This window comes from Bacillus sp. FSL P2-0099 (assembly GCF_038007445.1).
In the GTDB taxonomy this organism is placed as follows: domain Bacteria; phylum Bacillota; class Bacilli; order Bacillales; family Bacillaceae_G; genus Bacillus_A; species Bacillus_A mycoides.
This window is the reverse complement of sequence record NZ_JBBOXE010000001.1, coordinates 3,098,657-3,117,698: the sequence shown is the minus strand read 5'-3', so window position 1 is coordinate 3,117,698 and position 19,042 is coordinate 3,098,657. Positions and strand designations below refer to the sequence as shown.

Sequence of the window (19,042 nt, the reverse complement as noted above, 5' to 3'; positions counted from 1 at the left end):
AAAAATCCAATTGTTTCTTAATGTAAGGATGTAGAAGGATGAACAAGAGAGGGTTTAATGAAGATGATACATATTTTATTAGCTGATGATGATAAACATATTAGAGAGTTATTGCATTACCATTTACAAAAAGAGGGGTTTAAAGTTTTTGAAGCGGAAGATGGAAAGGTAGCGCAAGGCGTTTTAGAGAAAGAAAATATTCATCTTGCGATAGTAGACATTATGATGCCGTTTGTTGATGGCTATACGTTATGCGAAGAAATCCGGAAGTATCATGATATACCTGTTATTTTATTAACTGCAAAAGATCAGCTAGTAGATAAAGAAAAAGGATTCATTTCTGGTACGGACGATTATATTGTAAAACCGTTTGAGCCAGCTGAAGTCATTTTCCGTATGAAAGCATTATTGCGTCGTTATCAAATGCTGAGTGCTGATATTATTACGCTGCACGGTACAACAATTGACCGAAAAGGGTTTGAAGTGAAGTGTAACGGTCAGACGATTTTGCTTCCATTAAAGGAATTTGAATTATTATCACAACTTGCTAGTTATCCTGGAAGAACATTCTCGAGAGAAGAATTAATTGAATTAGTATGGGGAATGGATTTTGAAGGAGATGAACGAACAGTTGACGTTCATGTGAAGAGGCTACGAGATCGTTTTTCAAAACGAACAGATGATTTTCAAATTACGACAGTACGCGGACTCGGTTATAAGTTGGAGTTGAAATAAAATGAAATCACTATATTCTAGATTTGTTTTTATGACAGTCGGTATTATGCTTCTTAGTAGTATTATCGGTTTTTTATTAACGAACGTATATTATCAAGTGAAGTTAAAACCGTACAATAGTGAAAAGATTTTAATGTATGCTAAAGAAGTAAAATCATTATACGAAAAGCAAAGTGAAGAGAATAAAGAGGCATACTTACAGTCTATTGCGAAGTTAGGGTATGAAATTTATATTGTAGATGACGAAAATCATGGAAAGCGTATTGGGAATGCGTTTCGTAAGATAACAATTAGTGATGATACCGTTCATAAAGTATTGCAAGGTGAGACGTTTAATGGCGTTTCCACATATCCAACGCGCCTCTTTATTACAGGATTTTTCGATAATGAATTAATTAATAGTGTCGGTGTACCGCTAAAACACGATGATAAACAGTACGCTTTATTCATTCGCCCTGATATTCAGCAACAATTTGGTGAAATGAGAATTTTTCTAGCGGTATTACTTGGTTTCATCGTTGTATTAAGTATCATTTTTATAGCGATCGCAGCAGGGTATATTGTTCGTCCTATTCGAACATTTACGAAAGCGACTCAAAAGATTGCAAGTGGTGAATATGATATCGAATTAGATGAAAATCGAAAAGATGAAATTGGTACGCTAGCAACTAATTTTCAAAAGATGACGAAGAGTATTAAAGAATTAGATCAAATGAGACAAGAGTTCGTTTCTAACGTTTCTCATGAATTCCAATCTCCACTTTCTTCGATACAAGGTTTTTCGAAAACATTACAATCGGAGAATATGAGTGAAGAGGAAAGAAAACGTTACTTGAAAATTATTGAGGGTGAAAGTAAGCGGATGTCTAGTTTATGTAAACAGTTACTTACGCTTGCTTCATTAGATAAAGAAGAGAAAGTTCTACAAATGAAAGAGTTTCACTTACAAAAGCAAATTAAAGACGTCATTTTTATGCTCGAATGGAAATGGCGGGAAAAAGATATCGCTGTTGAGTTTGATGTGCCAAACATCGTCATAAAAGGTGATGAAAACTTACTTCATCAAGTATGGAGTAATATTTTTACGAATAGCATTAAGTTTTCAAACGATGGCGGAACCGTTGAATTTGTTGTAGAAGAATTAGAATCTAGCGTTATAATCTCTATATCAGATAACGGAATTGGTATGGAAAAAGAAGAAATGGATCGTATATTTGATCGTTTTTACAAAGTAGATACAGCAAGAGCGAGAAACGTAGAAGGTAGCGGTTTAGGGTTATCAATTGTGCAGAAAATTGTTGAACTGCATCAAGGAACCGTTTCGGTATATAGTACGAAAGGGGAAGGGACGACTGTTCGGGTTGAGCTTCCGAAATAAATGGAAGAGGCTGTTTCGGAACGGCCTCTTCTTTTTGTCATTTTTTGTCGGTAAGTCGATAAAATCGAAAAATCGCTGATATAAATTTCACGTACTATCTCCCTATTATAAAGCCGCACCTTTCCCACGTTCTTCCTTAAACCGAACTCCAAAAGTATCCGCTGTAATCTCATCAGCTTCCGGTAATGAACGTAATTTCGGATGTAACAGCCATACGAGAGAAATGAATAAAATTCCGATGCTAGCGAGTGCGAAAATGAGTTGGCTACTATATACATTTGCAGTGTATCCACCAATTAAAGAACCGAACGGCATAGCGATTGTACCCATACTTCGCATGACTGAATTGATGCGTCCAAGGTATTGATTTGGAGTTGCCATTTGACTGATCGTCGCAAATAATACGTTTATCGCACCAATTGGTATCCAAGCTAAGCCGAATAAAAAAATAGATAACCATTGAAACGGTACAATCGTAGAAAGAAACCAAAAGAAAGCGCCAGCCGCAAAGCTAATAATAGAGACACGGCCAACATTACGTTTACCAACCCATGAACTGAATAGTGCTCCAATTAAACTACCGGCTGATATAGCAGCTAAAAAGAAGCCGTATAATTTCACACCACCTAAAGAATCAGCGAAAGAAGGGAGTATTGCCATCGTCATACCAATTGAAAAATTAGCGACAACTGAACCGATTAAGAATACTCTCATTAAAGAACGAAAGACGATTGAAAAGCCTTCTTTTAATTCGGAGAAATATTGTTTGACCGAAAAGGATTTGTTGCTTTCAGCAGGAAAGTCTACATTGGTTTCTGTTTGTTTCGGTATTTTTAATGAAATAAATAAAAGCGCAGTAATCGCGAATGTGAAGGAGTCGATTACATATAAAGTGATTGCGCCAAGTAGAGCGACTAATATTCCAGAAAGAGTCGTGCAAATTAAATCAATGCCTTGATACGCAAATGAAAAGAGTGAATTTCCTTTTAATAATTGTGTTTTATTCAGTAGAAGTGGTAAAGCTTTCGATTGTGCGGGATAGGCGAATTGTTCGATAAAGGATACGATGGGCATGATGATGAGTAGTAGTTGAACTGTTAATAGATCGAAGTAGTGTGTAATAGGAATAATTAATATAAGAATGCATTGCAAAACTTGTGTGATTACGAGGGTGTTTTTTATTGACCATCTATCAACGAATGGACCAGTAAGAAATTGAAGTGCAGAAGGTAATAACGTAAGAAAACCAGCTAATCCAGAATAAAAAGGATTACCACTCAGCTCATATACGAGCCACATCGCTGCTACATAATACAAACTATCTCCTATGTTTGTAAAAATTCTCCCTAAAAATAATAAGAGGAAATTCCGGTTTTTTAATACGTCCACTTTATCTACTCCTTTATAATAAATTTATTCGGTAAAATAAATTTGACCGTCTCGGTAAAAAAAATCGTATTACGATTTTTCTTCTTTTTTCACAAATCGTTGCATTGCTCGTTCGTCGATTTGCAGTGCAGTAGTAGAAATGTAATAAGATTTACTATTTGGATCTTTATCCGCGTCTTTTGTGATCTCGTTTAATTCAGACATCACTTCATAAAACTTTTTCACCCACACTTGAAATTGGTCTGGCGTGGCATCAAATTCCCAGCAGGATGAAACGTAATTCCATTCAGCTGGGTCTTCGCTTACTTTTCGTAATGTAAAAGCTTCTTCTGGTGCAGCGAGAATATGAAGTTTCGTTCTTTCCGTCATTTGTAAAAAAATTTGGCGACCTGATTCGCTTAATAATTCTAAATGAGGTAATAAATCTGCGGCAGGAGTGAAGCCTTTCGCGACAGATTGATAAAACTTTTGAACGATGCCATTTTTTTCTTCTGTATATACGATTTCTATAAAACCATTCTTTTCTAATTCTTTTAAATGATAATGAATTTTCGCCCTTGAAATGCCGAATTTCTCAGATAGTAGTTGCCCTGTATAAGGACGTTCGCATAGACGCATCATCATTTCGACTCGTAGTGGATCGCTCATTGCTTTTAGTTGGCTATAAGTAGTTAGTGTGAACATGGGCTTCAACATAATCAACTCCTCTAATTAAATTACTCGGTCAATATTATTTGACTGAATTGTATCAAGGATTTTGGTTATTTTCAATACTTTCTGAAAATTTAATTCTTCCTCTGTAATCTTCCGTTCATATTCCGTTCATATTTCTTTTTTATGATAAGTGCATAGAAAGAAAGAGGAAGGAGCGAGCGAAATGTTTTTAGCTCTGCGTGAATTGAAACAATCAAAATTAAGATACGGATTAATCGGACTTATTATGGTTTTATTATCATTTTTAGTCCTTGTTATTTCAGGATTAGCAAATGGATTATCATATGATAATGCTTCATCGATTCAAAATATGGAGGCAAATAAGTTCGTTTTAGCAGATGATGCGGAAAATAAATTACTTCGTTCACAAATTAAGAAAGATGATGTAGATAACGTAGTAAATCAAGTGGGCGAGAAAGAGGCAGTTCCGTTTCGTGTGAAAGTTTCAACGTATGAAAAGAAAGATAGTTCGAAAAAGGTTGATATCGCTATTTTCTCAAGTGAACGCGATACATTTTTAGAACCGAATATTGTAAAAGGTGAGAAGTTAGGTACAGCAAACAACGAAATGGTTGCCGATGAATCAATTAAAGAAAAAGGTATCGATATTGGGGATACAATTATTGATCCTGTTTCAAAGAAAGAATTTAAAATCGTTGGATTTACGAAAGATCAAATGTTTAGCCATACACCAGTCGTTTATGTAAATGAAGACGTATGGGGCGCTATTTCACAACCAAACCAAAAAGATTATAGTGCAATTGCGCTTAATACAGATAAAGAAATTAAAAATGCACATGTTATCGACAAAAAAGAAGTATTACAAAGTATTCCAGGATTTAAAGAAGAGCAAGGAACATTAACGATGATCATTGCGTTCTTACTTGTTATCGCTGCGTTACTAATCGGTGTATTCTTCTACGTAATTACGTTGCAAAAAACACAGCAATTAGGTGTACTAAAAGCAATCGGTACGAAAAATTCTTATTTAGCAAATAGCTTAGTCGTGCAGGCATTATTCTTATCAGTCGTTGCGATGGTAATCAGTATTGTTCTTGTACAAGGATTAGAACAAATTTTACCAGCGGGTATGCCGTTCTTATTAACAACACCGATGATTGCACAATATGCAGCAATCTTTATCGTCATTAGTATTTTAGGAACACTTATTTCGTTATATCAAGTGTTAAAAGTTGATGCATTAGAAGCAATTGGAGGCGGGATGTAATGACTTCATTATTAAAATTAGACAAAGTAAGTAAAGTGTACGGAGAAGGGAATACGGAAGTAACAGCCCTTCATCCGATGTCGCTTGATGTGAAAGCTGGAGAATTTATCGGAATCGTCGGTCCTTCTGGATCAGGGAAAAGTACGTTATTATCAATTGCGGGTGCTTTACTATCACCGTCAAAAGGGGATATTTACATTCGTGAGCAAAATATTACGAAGTTATCAGAAAAAGAAATGACAGACATTCGTTTGAAAAAAATCGGCTTCATTTTCCAGTTTGCAAATCTTGTTCCATATTTAAATGTAAAAGAACAATTGCTTTACATTGCAAAGCTAAAAAAAGAAAACAAACAAGAATCTGAAAAGCGTGCGGATCACTTGCTAGCAGCATTTGGATTATCTGAAAGAAAAACTCATTATCCAAATCAACTATCGGGCGGGGAAAAACAAAGGGTAGCAATCACTCGTGCTTTCATGAACAACCCAGATTTAATATTAGCGGATGAACCAACTGCAAGCTTAGACTCAAAACGCGCACGTGAAGTCGTGGAAATGATGAAACGTGAAGTGAAAGAAAGTCAAAAAGCAGCAATTATGATTACGCATGATGAAAGAATGCTTGATGTATGTGATCGTATATTGACGCTTAGAGATGGAAAGTTAATATAAAGAAAAAAGGCCAACCGTACATATATGTGCGGTTGGCCTTTGTATGATTATTTTAAAATAGATATAATGGCTTTATTTTGAGAATAACGTTTTAATTTTATTGCGTGTTACTAATAAAATTCCACCTAGAATAGATAACATACCTAAAGCCATATTACTTGATTGCTCACTACCAGCGTTAGGAAGTTCTTTAGCATTGTTTTTCGCTGGAACAGTAGAAGGTGTAGTAGTGTTATTATTCACTGTCGTTTGTTTAGGTTGTGATACTTCATTAATTTTGTTATCTACATTTTGCTTTGTTGTATGTAACTCAGCTAATTTGTCATCAATTTTTTTCTCAGTATGTTTAAAGTCGTTTATTTTAATATCTAAGTCTTGTTTTTTCTTTGATAAATCATCTGAAACAGTTTGTTTCGCTTGTTTCATTTCGTTTATTTTATTTAGTAAATCTTGTCTAGCTTCTTGTAATTCAGCAAGTTTGTTTTTTACATCTTGTTTAGCTAGTTCTAAGTTAGCGGAAAGACTATCTAAATTGCCTTTAATTTTCTTCAGTTCCTCTAACGTGTTACCTGTATTCGGCTTATTTTCTTTAATTTCAGCTAGTTTGTCCTCAGCAGTTTGTTTCGCTTTCTTTAACTCAATTAATTTTTCATCTACTTGTTTTTTAACTTCCTTAAGTTCATTAACCTTCTGATCGATGTTTTCTTTATGCTGCTTAATTTCATTCACTTTTTCATCAACACTTTGTTTATGTTCTTTAATCTCATTAACCTTTTCATCAACAGTTTGCTTATGCTCTTTAATTTCAGCAACTTTATCTTCTACTTGTTTTTTATGCTCTTTAATTTCAGCGATTTTATCTTCGGCGATTTGTTTGTCTTGCTGAAGTTTTGCATCTAACTCTTGTTTATGTTGTTTAATCTCGCCAATTTTTTCATCTGCAACTTGTTTACGTTCATGTAGTTCATTAACCTTTGTATCAACATTTTCCTTAACTTGGTTAAGTTCATTTAATGTTTGATCCACATTTTCTTTGTGTTGCTGTAATTTCGCATCTAACTCTTGTCTATGTTGCTTAATTTCAGCTAAGCGATCTCCCGTACTTTGCTGGGGAGTAGCATCAGTTACTTCCGCATGAGCAGAGTTTGCGCCAGCAATCATTGCTAAAGCTAGTGTAGACGCAGCGATTGTTTGTTTTGTTTTCATATTTTTGTACCTCTTTTCTTTCATATGCATGAGCTGTTTTGTGTAAAATTGAGCATATAGAAGTAGATTATTTTATTATTATATACCATGTTCGGCGCCTAGAGGAAGTATTTGCATAATAATCTATGATTATGTGATTCTTATAGTCTTTTATTTTGGGATAGGGGACAAATCTTCAGCAAGATGAACAATTTCTTCTATAGTAGATTTCACATCTTTACTATCGCGAATAACAAACAAATAATCAGCCTCATTTTCTACAGGATCTACTACATCTTCATGTTGAGATTCAGCCTGTTGCCGAACGAGTACTTCTTTGAAACTGGAATAGTTACCTCTAAATATATTTATACTTCGCTTACTACGAGCTACTCTTTCATAAAGAATATCATCTGGAATGTCAAAACGAACGAGTATGCGTACATATTCCTCTTCCTTAAACAGCTCATTCAGCAAATACATCCGGCCGTTTCGGCTTCTATTTGAGTTGCAAATGATAAGGTGTAAATTTGTATGTTCTTTTGCATAATCAACAATGAATTTCGAAAGAGCGTGCTTAAATGTATTAGGGCCTTCAGCCGGCTGCAATTTTTCATAATGTGTGTTAATAAATTCGGCTTGGTTGTCTTGATCCATAACGAAAGAGTGGGGTAACTTTTTTTCTAGTTCTTTAGCAAATGTTGTTTTTCCACTGTGGGTTTTTCCTACTGTAATAATGACTAATCGTTTCATATTGGCCTCCATATGTATTGTTATAATCTGGAATGTTCGGTGTGAATCGACAATTTTCCTGCCGGAGAAAATACAAAGTGGCTGAGTAGTAATGGGCTGAAAATTTCACCAAAAAACTTATTTATCCAATAATCCCCTAATGTGAAAAGTGTGATTTGATGTTGTCCTAACTCAAATGAACTAAAAAATATTCTGTTTAGAAAGGGGCGACAATGCTATCGTTATTGAAATATATTATGGAAATGTGCCTGGTGAAAAGGAGGTCTAGAACAAATATTAAAAATAGCTGTTAATAATAAAAAGGTAGGAAACATATACCCTTTATTGTTAAGTACAGCCTTTCATAATCTATGTTGAATCAATTGGAAAATTCATGGAAAAGTGTTATGGTTTATTTGGGAGCTGCACATTATTTATGTTCAGTAAAAAAGGGGGATTAAAGTGAGGGCTAAAATTTTTAACGGCAGGCATATAGCCAATAGCAAGGATCAAGAATTTGTTGTTTTTATTATTGGTATGCGTATTAATAACCTATTAAAATTTTGGAAGTGGATACCAGTTTTTAATGCTATGGGACCTATGATTAAAGAATTATATCAAAATCCACAATGGGGTTTCTTACATACAGAATTCTTATTTAGTTGGAGAAAAGTAATCTTAATTCAATACTGGAAGGGATTCGACGAATTAGTAAACTATGCTCACGGAAAAAACCATTCATATGCTTGGAAATCATACAATAATAAGATTAAAGATAATGGGAGTGTCGGTGTTTTTCACGAGACATATCAAATAGAAAAAGGTGCTTCTGAAGCAATCTATGTTAATATGCCAAAAACAGGTTTATCTAGAGCTACCGAACATATACCAGTATCTCAGGATACTAATACTGCTCAAAAAAGAATGGATAAATAATTCAGGAAATTTCGTATGTAGTTTCGATTTTCCTGCCAGAGAGTATACAAAGTGTCGGAGTGGTAGTAGGCTGGGAACTTGACAAAAAAACTTATTTATGCTATAATTTACCAACATAAAAATAAAGTGTATAATAGGGTTCTCCTGGCCAGGGGGACCCTATTTTTGTTGTGAAAATGAAGGAGTGTATGTGCGTGAAAAAAGGTGAAGCAATTGTAACGTCGTTAGTATCAGCTTTCGGAAGGGCGTATCATAGTGAATTTGATAGTTCTAAAATCTTTGATGATTATGTAGCTAAAGATTTCATTCCACAAAAAGAACGTAACGATATTGAAACGAATATGGTTCAAGGAATACATTTTTTCAATACAGACATTGCAGAGAAGTTTCAAGATAATCCACAAGAAATATTAAAATGGATTACACAAGTTCAATTATCACCAACACCTTTGGCACGTGCAGCATATTGTGAAAGAGTGCTATTACATGAAATTACATTAGGCGCGAAGCAATACGTCATACTCGGTGCAGGCTTAGACACGTTTAGTTTTAGACACCGAGAATTAGAAAATAAAATAGAAATATTTGAAGTGGATCATCCTTCTACGCAAGAGTTTAAGAAGAAAAGAGTGAAGGAAGCAGAACTTGAAATGCCAAATAATCTTCATTTTGTTTCCATGGATTTCACGAAAGGTGTTTCCTATGAACAGTTACGTAATGAAGGATTTGAAAATAAAAAGACGTTCTTTAGCCTTTTAGGTGTTACGTATTATTTAACGAAAGAAGAACTTTCCAGTTTAATAGAATATTTATTCGAGATAGTTCCAGCAGGAAGTTCTATCGTTTTCGATTATCCTGATGAAAACTTATTTACGGAAAAAGGATTATCCAATCGAGTTGAAAATATGATAAAGATGGCTGAGATAGGCGGAGAACCGATGAAATCATGTTTTTCTTACGGAGAAATGGAAGCACTGTTAGAGAAATCGGACTTACTCATTTATGAGCACTTATCACCAGAGGATATTCATAAAATGTATTTTGAGGGACGAAACGATTATTTAGAAGCTTTTGAGACGGTGCATTATGTACATGCGGTGAAGAAGTAGAGAATTAGTAGGCATGGGGAGAAATCTCTGTGTCTTTTTTTGTGGGAAAAAGGAAATGGGGTGTAGTGATGGGAAGTATTAATTGGAAGGGAAATTCGATAATTTACAGAATATGCAATATGAATGTAAAAGTTTAAGTAGCAATGATAAAGGAGAACGTAATGTACACAATTGGACAAGTCGCTAAATTTTTAGATGTATCTAGAGATACTTTGAAGTTTTATGAGGAAAAAGATTTGGTCAAGCCAAAGCAAAATATTGAGAATGGATATAGAAAATATAATCATTTTGATATATATGATATAACAACGGTCAATTTCTATAGGGAAATGGATATCGAAATAAAAAAAATTCAGGAATTAAGAAAAAGTAAGAGTATAGAGGGAATAAAATCATTGTTAGAAGAGAAAGAACAAGAAGTTTTAGAGGAGATAGAATATAAAAAACTTCTTTTAAAAAAGCTTCAAATTGTAAAAGAAGATTGCGAAAAAACAACGCAATTCTTAGGGAAATACGTAGTAAAAGAAATGAAGCCATTAGAAGTAAACGGAGAAATAGAGCATTTTACTGCATATGATGAATATGAATCTTTGAAAAAGAATACGGATAGTTTAAAAAAAGCAGTTACTTTAACATCTTTACGAAGAGTTATAAGTTTTAATAAAGAAGGTATTATAGAAGATAAATTTATAATTGTAAGAAAAGTAGAAGACTTTGATAAAGGATTAGAAGGGGAAATTCTATCGCATCCAAAATGTATTTATACAGTTATTGAAGATGGAAGATGGGCAACTGGTGGGAAAAGTATTGATCATAATGTGGAATCCAGTTTAAGAAAAGCAGCAATAGAACAAGGGCATGAACTTTTGGGGCTAGTGTATATAAATATATTACTTACCACATATGAAGATGAAATTGAGCGTATATTTTTAGAGGTTTATGCACCTGTAAAATAATGAAGGTATGTATTGACCTGTGAGTAACCCCCAGGTTTAAGCTGAAAGTATCTGTGAATATAACTACTATTATGTTTACGAAATACTTAGTTTGAAATGGGGATTTTGCATGAATAGGGAAAAGAAACTCAAAAAACCAGTAGCGAGTTTTATCGTACTAACCAATATCATTTTTCTGCCACTTTTTTTGCTTGTAGGTGCTATAAGTATACTAGGATTCCCAGCATGGGTTTTTGATGTAATGTTTTGTATATCGTCTTGGTCCTCAACTTTTGCTTTTGCCGTGCTATTTAAGAAAATCTATCCGGGGCAGAGCTTTATACAGTTTGTAAAAGAGAAATTCAAGAATAAACTTAAATTTTCTGTGATTCTTACTACAATTATGATTCAAGCCTTCATATTTTTGATAATTTTATTTCTCGTATCTAAAAATAGTAAAGTAGACTCTATTTTTACTGTCACTTCATGGGGAACGCTAATCTATTTCTTTGTTAAAAACTTTCTTGCGGGGCCATTGGGAGAAGAACTAGGATGGAGAGGATTTGCACAAATTGAGCTTCAAAAGAGGCATTCACCACTAAAAGCTTCGCTAATTATAGGATTTTGGTGGGGGATGTGGCATCTACCTATTTGGTTTACTACAGGATTTGTAGGCATGGACCTAATTAAATATATTCTATTTTTTATGATCTCTATCATATCTATAAAAATCGTCATGACTGCATTTTATAATTTAAATCAGAATTTAATTATCCCAATCATCATTCATCAATTTTTTAATTTCTTTATTGGTATTATAAAAGGAAACTTAATCGATTTAATTATGTATAACGCGATTTTTTATTTAGTAGTTGCAGTTTTTCTGATTATTATAAATCCAAAGAGGGCTCTGTATGGAGCGGAAGATATAAATAGCAGGAATGGAAAGTATTATAGGGCATAGTGATGCATTTATGAAAGACAAGGAAAGCAAATTTAGTGATGGTAGATATGTTTGTTTTATGCAGTATCACTTAAAGCTCCGCCAATTTAATTATATAAATTATTTTTTTATGGAAACAAAAAAGGGAAAAGAAGATGTTCAAATGAGTTGTATGTACACCCCATATGTGTATATTTGCTGCTCAATAAACTATCCTCTCGCGTAAGTTTGTACCACATTTTCACTTTTATTTACAAAAAATACTATTAAATATTTTTGGATAATTGTTATAATATAATTAAATTGATATAAAAGTTTTTTCTAGAGTATGTATTTGAAGAATTCTCATGCAAAAAGAGCAAGTTCTCAAGTAGAGAGCTTGCTCTTTTTTGAAGAAAAATAGGATTAGAAGTACATAAGGAGATAGCAGAATTTTATAAAAAAACTTTCTGTATGTATCCACAGCAATGTTTAGATGTAAAGGATTTTTAAATTTATAAAAAGATTAAGAGGCGATAGAGAATGAAAAGATATATTAGAATAAAAGGAATTGGCACATATCTTCCAAAACGCAAAGTAGATTCTTTTGAAATAGATCGTATGCTAGATGTGCCAGAAGGCTGGACATTAAAAAAAGCTGGGGTAAAAACACGATACTATGTTGATGGTGAAACATCTTCTTATATGGGTGCTGAAGCTGCAAAAAAAGCTGTAGAAGATGCTCAGCTAACGTGGGATGATATCGATTGTATCATCTGCGGAAGCGGAACGATTCAACAGGCAATTCCTTCTACTGCATCACTTATTCAAGAACAGCTTGAACTACAGCATTCTGGTATTCCATGTTTTGATATCAATTCAACATGTCTAAGTTTCATAACAGCACTTGATACAATTTCTTACGCAATGGAATGCGGGAGATACAAAAATGTTGTTATTATTTCTTCTGAAATTTCTTCTGTTGGATTAAATTGGGGACAAAATGAAAGCAGCATTTTATTCGGTGACGGTGCGGCAGCTGTTGTCATAACAAAAGGTGATCATACATCTTCTATTATTGCTTCCCATATGGAAACATATAGCTCTGGTGCGCATTTATCAGAAATTCGTGGCGGTGGAACGATGATTCATCCTCGCGAGTATAGTGAGGAACGAAAAGAAGACTTCTTGTTCGATATGAATGGAAGAGCCATTTTTAAACTATCTTCTAAGTATTTGTTGAAGTTTATTGACAAGCTACTTATGGATACTGGTTATACTCTAGCCGATATTGATTTAATTGTTCCTCACCAAGCAAGTGGACCAGCTATGAGACTCATTCGTAAAAAATTAGGGGTTGATGAAGAGCGTTTTATGACCATTTTTGAAGACTACGGTAATATGATTTCCGCATCTATTCCAGTCGCTCTTTTCGAGGCGATTAAGCAAAAGAAAGTGCAACGTGGAAATAAAATACTATTATTAGGTACTTCTGCAGGACTTTCAATCGGGGGCATCCTTCTTGAATACTAAGAAAACAGTATTAATTACAGGGGCACGTGCACCAGCAACTCTGCATGTATGCAGACTGTTTCATAACGCTGGACATACCGTTATTATTGCAGATAGTATTCCTTATCCATTAAGTAAAGTTTCAAAGAGTACGGATTACTTTTATGAAATTCCTTCTCCAAAGTGGAAAACAAAAGAAAGTATCCGTGCGCTACTATCCATTATTAAACGTCACAATGTGGATTTGCTTATTCCTACTTGTGAAGAAGTGTTTTATATATCTAAATATAGAGAAGAATTAAGCGCATTTTGCCATGTATTAGTAGATGATTTTCAAAAGCTATCATTACTGCATAATAAGTGGGAATTTATTCAGTTCGTAGCGAATTTAGGGTGGCAAGTACCTGCAACATATAGAATAGATGATGAAGAAGCGATAAGTTCAATGATGCATAAAACACCAGCTCATACTCCTTTTGTACGAAAACCGATTTTTTCCCGGTTTTCTGATAAAGTGGAATTTATTACAAAAGAGGATGCTCTAAAAGAAAGCATGATAGATAAGTCGAATTATATTATGCAAGAGTTTATACGAGGGACGCAGCACTGTTCCTACAGTATTGCACAATCTGGGAAAGTGTTAGCTCACTCTACGTATAAAACGGAATTTACGGCAGGCTTAGGCGCTACCATTGCTTTTCAGCATATGGATCATCCTAAAATTGATCAGTTTGTTACACATATTGTAAAAGAGCTAAATTTCTCAGGACAAATTGCTTTTGATTTTATCGTTACAGAGGATGGAGATGCGATTCCGATTGAATGTAATCCACGTACTACAAGTGGATTACATTTATTCGATGAGGAAATATTGCCGGCCTTCTTTCATGAAAAGGTAAACAATACACTCATTCCAAGACCGAACTCTGAGTGTGCAATTCGGTTAGCGATGCTTCTATATGGATTTCCTTATTTAAAAAGTAAACAAAAACGTAAGCGATGGTTAAAAGTTCTATGCTCTTATCCAGATATCGTTTATCGTCACAATGATTGGAAACCATTTTTTTATCAGTTTTTTAGCATGTATAAATTGTGGCGTGAAAGTTATAAACAGGAACGGACTATTTTAGAGCAAACAACATATGACATATCGTGGGATGGTGAAGATTTATGAAAATGCTAGTAACTGGTGGAACGGGCTTTCTAGGACAAAAACTCGCCTTTCGACTGAAAAATATGGGCTATGAAGTAACGGCAACGGGAAGAAATAAAACAATCGGTAAGGTATTAGAACAAAATGGAATCGAGTTTGTTCATTGTCCTCTTGAAGACAGGGATCGTGTGCTACAAGTTTGTAAAGGTAAAGATTATATCTTTCATAGCGGCGCACTTTCTTCCCCTTGGGGCAAATATGAAGATTTTTATAATGCGAATGTGTTAGGAACGAAACATATTATTGAGGGATGTCAAAAGTACGGTATAAAACGCTTGATCCACGTATCAACACCAAGTATTTATTTCTATTATGATGAGCGACAAAATGTAGTAGAAAACGCGAAACTTCCTAATACATTTGTAAATCATTATGCAACAACGAAGAACATGGCTGAACAAGCTATTGATCAAGCTTTCATGCATGGTTTACCAGTTATTACAATACGCCCGCGCGCTTTATTCGGACCAGGAGATAACGCGATTCTTCCGCGTCTTATTAAAGTATGTGAAAAGGGTGCTTTACCGAGGATTGGTACTGAAAATGTTCTTGTTGATATTACGTATGTTGAGAATGTTGTAGATGCTGTACTTCTTTGTATGCATTCCCCAAAACATACATTAGGGCAAAAGTACAATATAACAAATGACGAACGTGTAAATTTATATGAGGTCATAGAAAATGTAATGAAGCGTCTTGATAAGGAAGTAAAATATAAAAAAATTTCCTACAAAACCGCTTTTTCACTAGCTGCTATACTAGAAGGAATCTCAAAAACTATTTTATTTGGAAAAGAACCTATTCTCACAAAATATACTGTTAGTGTCCTTTCAAAAAGCCAGACATTAAATATCGATAAAGCTAAAGAAGAACTAGGGTATGCTCCGAAGATCAGTATAGAAGAAGGAATTACAAAATTTGTAGACTGGTGGAAAACACAATGAAAATCAAATCTTTAAAGCTATATGATACAGGATATTGCACACATCCAGAAAAAATCGCATATTCCAAGGGCAGTTGGAAACAAATCTGTTTTCCAGCTACAGTAGGATTACTCCAGCATCCAGTATTAGGATATATTTTATTTGATACTGGATATGCGGGACATTTTAAAGAGGCAACAAAAAAATTCCCTTACTCTGTATATGCAAAACTTACGCCTGTTCATTTCACGGAAGAGCAATCTATTAAAGAGCAACTTCTTCTTGATGGTATTCAGCCAGAAGAAATTAAATATATTATTCTATCTCATTTTCATGGCGATCATACAGCTGGTTTACCTGACTTTCCAAAAGCGAAAATATTAACCTTCGCAAAAGCTTATGAGGATATTAAAAAGAGAAGTAAATTTGGTGCTCTATTAAAAGGGTGTCTAAAGGATACACTGCCGATAGATTTAGAGGAAAGAATGTCATTCATTGATCAAACTCCATCCCTTAACTTACCTTCTACATATGGAAAGTTTGAAGAGGGGTATGATGTATTTGAGGATGGCTCATTATTTGCTGTTGACTTAACAGGACATGCAACGGGACAATTCGGTTTATTCGTCCATTTACAGAGTGAAAAAATTGTCTTTCTTTGTGCAGACGCAGTGTGGCTAAGTAAAACGTATCAAAACCTTGTATTTCCTAGTAAGGTTGCCAACCTTTTAACTAGCGATCCAAAATCTTACCGAAAGAATATTGAGAAGTTACACCATTTATCACAAACATCACCTGAGATTGAAATTGTACCAACTCATTGTGAACATACATGGGATAAAATTAAAGCAGGGGTGTACTATGAATAAACTACGAATTCTCAAGCAATACTTGAAAATAAAATATGGCTCGAGATTTTCAAGTCGTAAACAGTTGGAACAGTTTCATAAACAACAAATAGAAAAACATCTTTTGTTCACGATAGAGGCGTCTCCTTTTTATCGCCAATTATATACGCCTTTTTTAATTGAAATTCAAAAGGGGGATTTGTCTGCACTCCCCATTATTGATAAAGAAGTAATGATGGAACATTTTGATACATTAAATACAGCCCATATTTCAAAGGAAGAAGCGTTTCATGTAGCATTTGAAGCAGAAAAGACCCGGAATTTTTCACCAACCATTCGTAATATAACTGTTGGTTTATCATCAGGAACTAGTGGAAATCGTGGGGTTTTTCTCGTTTCTGAGGAAGAACAAACGTTGTGGGCTGGATCGATTATTGGAAAGGTGCTTCCTTCTAGCATTTTACATAAACACACGATTGCTTTTTTCTTACGTGCAAATAGCAATTTATACGAAGCGACAAAAAATAAGCGAATCTCATTTCATTTTTTTGATTTACTAGATTCGTTTCAGCAGCATATTACGCGATTAAATGAAATACAGCCCTCTATTTTAATTGCACCTCCGTCTATGTTACGGAAAATCGCTGACTGGCAGCAAGAAGGACTCATTACGATTTGTCCCAAAAAAATTATCTCTGTAGCAGAAGTGCTTGAAGATATTGATAGAGAGTTTATTTGTGCAACTTTCAAGCAGACAGTACACCAAGTTTACCAATGTACAGAAGGTTTTCTTGCTACCACCTGCAAGGAGGGGACATTACACATTAATGAAGATCTCGTTCATATTGAAAAAGAATACTTAGATCAAGAGAAAGGGATATTCGTTCCCATTATTACTGATTTCATGAGGAAAACACAGCCGATTATACGCTATCGTCTCAATGACATATTAATTGAGAAAAAAACGCCGTGCAGCTGTGGTTCACCTTTCTTAGCATTAGAACGAATTGATGGTCGATGTGACGATATATTTATTGGAATAAGTGAATTGGATAATAAAGAAATATCTATTTTTCCAGATTTCATTAGAAGAGCAATTTTGTTTGCATCTAGTGACATTCAAGAATTTAAAGTAATACAGCATAGCGTAGACAAAATTGAAATTAAACTTAAAGCACTCCCTGAAAATCTGGAATTATGTAAATCAAATGTAATGAAAGAGTTACATACACTATGGTCTACTAAAAAGTGTGCGATACCACAGTTCTTCTTTTCACATTACGATATTCAAGTATATGATAAAAAATTAAAAAGAATAGAAAGTCTTGTAAGGCGTGGTGAACATAAATGATTCAGTTACATGATGTTCATTCCTCGCATAGCATTGATTGGGAATCGAAAAAAGATGGAGCATATGTGCGAGATAGTTTCCTGCCTCTTTTTCAAAAGGGCGTTACAGCATTTATTGAAAATGTTAACACGCAGCTCTTCCTATTAGAAATTGATGATCTCATCTTACCAGTTACTCTTAATAACGCAGAGTTCGAAAATTCATATGTATGTTCTCCTTATACACATTACGTATCTTATGCGTTAGAAGAGCTATGGGAGTTGAAAAAACCGTGGCTAGAGAAGCTATTAACCTATCCGCTTCATCTTATGGGAAGTTGGTTACGACGAACGAATATTAATAAAGTAATTGTCGTAAATAATTGGATGCTTTCAACAAATCTTTATCACTCTATCAACGAACGACAAATCGAACAAATTACGAATCTATTTGTTGAGAAATTTTCAGAGCATACAATTTTATTTCGTTCTTTAAATAACGAATTATATCCCGTAACGACAGAAGCACTATCTACAGTAGGTTACAAGAAAATTATGTCTCGTTCTATATACTTATTTGATCCGAAACACTATAAAAAAATGAATCGAAAAAAACGAAAAGACTTATTAAACGATAAAAGTTTATTAGAGAAAAGCAATTATGAAATCATTGCGAATGAAGAATTAACAAAGGAGGATATTTTACAAATTTCCCAGCTATACAACCAACTATATATTGAAAAATATTCCGCCCATAACCCAATGTTTACACCCGCTTATTTATGGAATGCTCTTCAGCATCGTTTATTTGAGATAAAGGCCATAAAAAAAGGGGATACAATTGATGGTGTTATTGCTTATTTTATTAGGGATGGAGTTATGACAACGCCGATCCTTGGCTATAATACAAACTCTGACCAGCAACAAGGTTTATACCGTATACTTTCCCTCCTTATTACAATGGATTCTATCGAAAAAGATTTAATTTGTCATTGTAGTGCTGGGGCTGGAGAGTTCAAAAGAAATCGTGGTGCAACACAGCAGATCGAATACAGTTATGTGTATAACGCTCATTTACCACCTAGCCAACAAAAGGTATGGAAAGTATTAATGTGGATATTAAATACATACATAGAACCGATGGCAAAAAAACATCGCTTTTAAACAAAAAAACTTTTATGATTGCTTGTTACTAGGAACTCTTTATTTAAGTGTAGCTGCAATACCCACGTTATGGAATTTATATAGTATATTTTTAATGATCTATTTTATATTTATCGTTT

18 protein-coding genes are annotated in these 19,042 nt (G+C 34.2%); 14 read left to right on the top strand and 4 right to left on the bottom strand.

The annotated features are described in order from the left end of the window. The first annotated feature begins 57 nt into the window (after positions 1 to 57). A complete protein-coding gene (locus MKY90_RS16015) occupies positions 58 to 735 on the top strand; it encodes a response regulator transcription factor (protein ID WP_000781971.1) in 678 nt (225 codons plus the stop codon). Position 736: 1 nt separating this feature from the next. Continuing rightward, positions 737 to 2,113, top strand: coding sequence for a sensor histidine kinase (locus MKY90_RS16010; RefSeq protein WP_098169107.1), 1,377 nt, complete (start codon positions 737 to 739; stop codon positions 2,111 to 2,113). A 105-nt stretch (positions 2,114 to 2,218) separates the two neighbouring features. On the opposite strand, the gene MKY90_RS16005 is transcribed toward MKY90_RS16010, so the two are convergent. Beyond that, positions 2,219 to 3,502, bottom strand: a complete 1,284-nt coding sequence (locus MKY90_RS16005) for an MFS transporter (RefSeq protein WP_341091872.1) — start codon at positions 3,500 to 3,502, stop codon at positions 2,219 to 2,221. Between the two features lie 69 nt (positions 3,503 to 3,571). Then, entirely contained in the window at positions 3,572 to 4,198 is a 627-nt protein-coding gene (locus tag MKY90_RS16000) for an ArsR/SmtB family transcription factor (protein WP_141507032.1), read from the bottom strand. A gap of 181 nt (positions 4,199 to 4,379) precedes the next feature. Here MKY90_RS16000 and MKY90_RS15995 point away from each other — a divergent pair, with 181 nt between their 5' ends. Continuing rightward, positions 4,380 to 5,444: an ABC transporter permease gene (locus MKY90_RS15995; RefSeq protein WP_071731913.1), complete on the top strand. Its 1,065-nt coding sequence runs from the start codon at positions 4,380 to 4,382 to the stop codon at positions 5,442 to 5,444. Beyond that, on the top strand, positions 5,444 to 6,115 hold the full coding sequence (locus tag MKY90_RS15990; RefSeq protein ID WP_088030825.1) for an ABC transporter ATP-binding protein: 672 nt from the start codon (positions 5,444 to 5,446) through the stop codon (positions 6,113 to 6,115). The genes MKY90_RS15995 and MKY90_RS15990 overlap by 1 nt, the downstream gene beginning before the upstream one ends. A gap of 72 nt (positions 6,116 to 6,187) precedes the next feature. Here the strand turns inward: MKY90_RS15990 and MKY90_RS15985 are convergent, their stop codons facing one another. Further along, positions 6,188 to 7,351 carry an LPXTG cell wall anchor domain-containing protein gene (locus MKY90_RS15985; RefSeq protein ID WP_341091867.1) on the bottom strand — a complete coding sequence of 388 codons (1,164 nt, stop codon included), beginning with the start codon at positions 7,349 to 7,351 and terminating at the stop codon, positions 6,188 to 6,190. 120 nt (positions 7,352 to 7,471) lie between these two features. Continuing rightward, positions 7,472 to 8,065, bottom strand: a complete 594-nt coding sequence (locus MKY90_RS15980) for an AAA family ATPase (protein WP_176523475.1) — start codon at positions 8,063 to 8,065, stop codon at positions 7,472 to 7,474. Between the two features lie 429 nt (positions 8,066 to 8,494). Between MKY90_RS15980 and MKY90_RS15975 the strand changes: the two genes are divergently transcribed. The 10 genes from MKY90_RS15975 to MKY90_RS15930 all read left to right on the top strand — a co-directional run bounded on the left by MKY90_RS15975 (position 8,495) and on the right by MKY90_RS15930 (position 18,923). After that, complete coding sequence (locus tag MKY90_RS15975) at positions 8,495 to 8,968, top strand: DUF4188 domain-containing protein (protein WP_341091864.1); 474 nt, start codon at positions 8,495 to 8,497, stop codon at positions 8,966 to 8,968. A 188-nt stretch (positions 8,969 to 9,156) separates the two neighbouring features. Continuing rightward, the gene (locus MKY90_RS15970; protein WP_341093266.1) at positions 9,157 to 10,077 is read left to right on the top strand and encodes a class I SAM-dependent methyltransferase; all 921 of its coding nucleotides are present in this window, start codon (positions 9,157 to 9,159) and stop codon (positions 10,075 to 10,077) included. Positions 10,078 to 10,238: 161 nt separating this feature from the next. After that, positions 10,239 to 11,033 (top strand): MerR family transcriptional regulator, encoded by a 795-nt coding sequence (locus MKY90_RS15965; RefSeq protein WP_098169112.1) that lies wholly within the window; start codon positions 10,239 to 10,241, stop codon positions 11,031 to 11,033. 109 nt (positions 11,034 to 11,142) lie between these two features. After that, positions 11,143 to 11,976: a CPBP family intramembrane glutamic endopeptidase gene (locus tag MKY90_RS15960; RefSeq protein ID WP_098169113.1), complete on the top strand. Its 834-nt coding sequence runs from the start codon at positions 11,143 to 11,145 to the stop codon at positions 11,974 to 11,976. Between the two features lie 501 nt (positions 11,977 to 12,477). Beyond that, positions 12,478 to 13,467, top strand: a complete 990-nt coding sequence (locus tag MKY90_RS15955; protein ID WP_341091857.1) for a beta-ketoacyl-ACP synthase III — start codon at positions 12,478 to 12,480, stop codon at positions 13,465 to 13,467. Then, positions 13,457 to 14,620, top strand: coding sequence for an ATP-grasp domain-containing protein (locus MKY90_RS15950; protein ID WP_341091854.1), 1,164 nt, complete (start codon positions 13,457 to 13,459; stop codon positions 14,618 to 14,620). The genes MKY90_RS15955 and MKY90_RS15950 overlap by 11 nt, the downstream gene beginning before the upstream one ends. Further along, positions 14,617 to 15,603, top strand: coding sequence for an NAD-dependent epimerase/dehydratase family protein (locus tag MKY90_RS15945; RefSeq protein WP_063218006.1), 987 nt, complete (start codon positions 14,617 to 14,619; stop codon positions 15,601 to 15,603). The genes MKY90_RS15950 and MKY90_RS15945 overlap by 4 nt, the downstream gene beginning before the upstream one ends. Beyond that, complete coding sequence (locus MKY90_RS15940) at positions 15,600 to 16,451, top strand: MBL fold metallo-hydrolase (RefSeq protein ID WP_063218005.1); 852 nt, start codon at positions 15,600 to 15,602, stop codon at positions 16,449 to 16,451. Before MKY90_RS15945 ends, MKY90_RS15940 begins: the two co-directional genes overlap by 4 nt. Beyond that, the gene (locus MKY90_RS15935; protein ID WP_341091850.1) at positions 16,444 to 17,781 is read left to right on the top strand and encodes a F390 synthetase-related protein; all 1,338 of its coding nucleotides are present in this window, start codon (positions 16,444 to 16,446) and stop codon (positions 17,779 to 17,781) included. The genes MKY90_RS15940 and MKY90_RS15935 overlap by 8 nt, the downstream gene beginning before the upstream one ends. Continuing rightward, positions 17,778 to 18,923, top strand: coding sequence for a hypothetical protein (locus tag MKY90_RS15930; RefSeq protein WP_341091847.1), 1,146 nt, complete (start codon positions 17,778 to 17,780; stop codon positions 18,921 to 18,923). The genes MKY90_RS15935 and MKY90_RS15930 overlap by 4 nt, the downstream gene beginning before the upstream one ends. Positions 18,924 to 19,042 lie beyond the last annotated feature (119 nt).